Source organism: Aminobacter sp. P4_H6_2, assembly GCF_056400805.1.
The window spans coordinates 1-2308 of the sequence record NZ_JBFUKO010000763.1; the positions used below are offsets into that span (position 1 = coordinate 1).

The 2308-nt window shown below is 62.7% G+C and carries 2 protein-coding genes; both read right to left on the bottom strand.

What is annotated here, in order from left to right:
* Positions 1 to 1962: GcvT family protein (locus AC1DUU_RS29785; protein WP_476786919.1), on the bottom strand; the 1962-nt coding region annotated here is incomplete at its 3' end.
* 52 nt (positions 1963 to 2014) lie between these two features.
* The coding region (locus AC1DUU_RS29790) for a RidA family protein (RefSeq protein ID WP_476786920.1) at positions 2015 to 2308 on the bottom strand (294 nt) is incomplete at its 5' end.

Here is a 2308-nt window from a genome sequence, read left to right on the forward strand (position 1 = left end):
GGCTTCCTTGATCGCCTTGTAGACGAGGCGCTGATAGGCCGGTGCCATCCAGATCTCGTAGCCGAGATCGCCGGTATAGGTGATGCGGTCGACCATGCAGGGCGCGCCGCCGACAGCCATCTCGCGGAAATCCATGAAGCGGAAGGCCTTGCTCGACACGTCTTCGTCGACAAGCTTGGCCAGCAGCGCCTGGGACTTCGGACCAGCTATCGACAGGCCGACGAGCGTCTGGTCGAAGCGGTGGATGCGAACCGACCCATCCCCGGGCAGGTGCTTTTCGAACCAGCGCATGTGGTACTTCTGTGCCGCCGACGAGCCCCAGATCATGAACTTGTCGTCGCCGGTCTTGGCAATGGTGAAGTCGCCGATCAGGCGGCCGAACTCATTGAGCATCGGGGTCAGCACGATGCGGCCCTTCTTCGGCATGCGATTGGTCATCAGCCGGTTGAGGAAATCCTCTGCCGCCGGTCCTGAAACCTCATATTTGGCGAAGTTGGCGATTTCGGTGACGCCGACGCGCTCGCGGGTGGCGCGGACCTCGTTGCCGATATGCTCGAAATCGTTGGAGCGGTGGAACGAGACGATGTCCTTGGGGTCGGTACCTTTTGGCGCGAACCATAGCGGTGTCTCCAGGCCCCAGCTGTCGCCCATGACGGCGTTGTTGGCCACCATCGTGTCATAAAGCGGCGTGGTCTGCGCCGGGCGCGCTGCCGGTAGCTCCTCATTGGGGAAGCGGATCGAGAAGCGGCGCGAATAGTTCTCGCGCACCTTGGCATTGGTGTAGCGCAGGCTCGCCCATTCGCCCCAGCGCGCGACATCCATGCCCCAGACGTCGAAGCCAGGGTCGCCATGGACCATCCAGTTGGAGAGCGCGAGCCCGACGCCGCCGCCCTGGCTGAAGCCGGCCATGACAGCGCAAGCGCACCAGAAATTGGTCAGGCCCTGGACCGGGCCGACCAGAGGGTTGCCGTCGGGCGCGAAGGTGAAGGGGCCATTGATCACCTGCTTGATGCCGGCGTTGGCAATGCCGGGGAAATGCTGGAAGCCAACCTCAAGCGAGGGTGCGATGCGGTCGAGGTCTGGCGCGAGCAGCTCATGACCGAAATCCCACGGCGTGTTGACCGGGGACCACGGCTTGCAGGCCTTCTCATAGGTGCCGAGCAGGATGCCGTTGCGCTCCTGGCGCGTGTAGATCTCGCCCTTGAAGTCGAGCACGCCGATCATCTCGCGGCCCGTTTCCTTGTTGAAGGCCTCGACCTCGGGCATCGGCTCGGTCAGCAGGTACATGTGTTCCATGGCGAGCACCGGCAACTCGACGCCGACCATTCGGCCGATCTCGCGCGCCCACAGGCCGCCGCAATTGACGACGTGCTCGGCTCTGACCGTTCCCTGCTCAGTGACGACGTTCCAGGTGCCGTCGGGGTCCTGCGTCAATTCCTTGACCGGATTGCGCAGCACGATCTCAGCACCCAGCTTCTTCGCCGCCTTGGCGTAGGCGTGCGTGGTGCCGGAAGGATCGAGATGGCCTTCGACCGGGTCCCACATGGCGCCGACGAAGTGCTTTTCGTCCATCAGCGGGAACATCTTCTTGGCCTCGGACGGTGTGATCAGCTCGGTGTCCATGCCGAGATAGCGGCCCTTGGCGTGCGCCAGGCGCAAGAAATCCATGCGCTCCGGGCTATCGGCGAGCATCACTCCGCCGGTCAGGTGCAGCGAGCAGGATTGGCCCGAAATCTCTTCGATCTCCTTGTAGAGCTGCACCGTGTAGGCCTGCAGCTTGGCAACATTGGGGTCGCCGTTCAGCGTGTGGAAACCGCCGGCGGCATGCCAGGACGAGCCGGAAGTGAGTTCCGAGCGCTCGATCAACATGACGTCGGTCCAGCCGGCGCGGGCGAGGTGGAACAACACCGAGCAGCCAACCACGCCGCCGCCGATAACAACCGCTTTCACATGGGATTTCATGGAGTTATGTCCAGTTGCGCGTAAAATGACTCAAGTGAGGTGATTTGGCGGATCAGGCGCTTGCCACGCCTTCGATTTCCAGAAGCCAAGCCTCGTCGAAGATGCCAGCGATGATCACCGACATCGCAATCTTGCGGTCGCCGAGCACTTCGGCGCGGATGCGGCGATTGTCGAGCGCGTAAGCGCGGCTGGAAAGGAAGATCGTCACCTTAGCCAGATTGTCGAGGTTCATGCCGGCTGCGTGCAGCTGCGCTTCGACATTGCGCCATGCGAGCCAGCACTGGCTGTCGAAATCGTCAGGAACCGAGCCGTCTTTGGCGACCGGAATCTGGCCGCTGATGTAAAG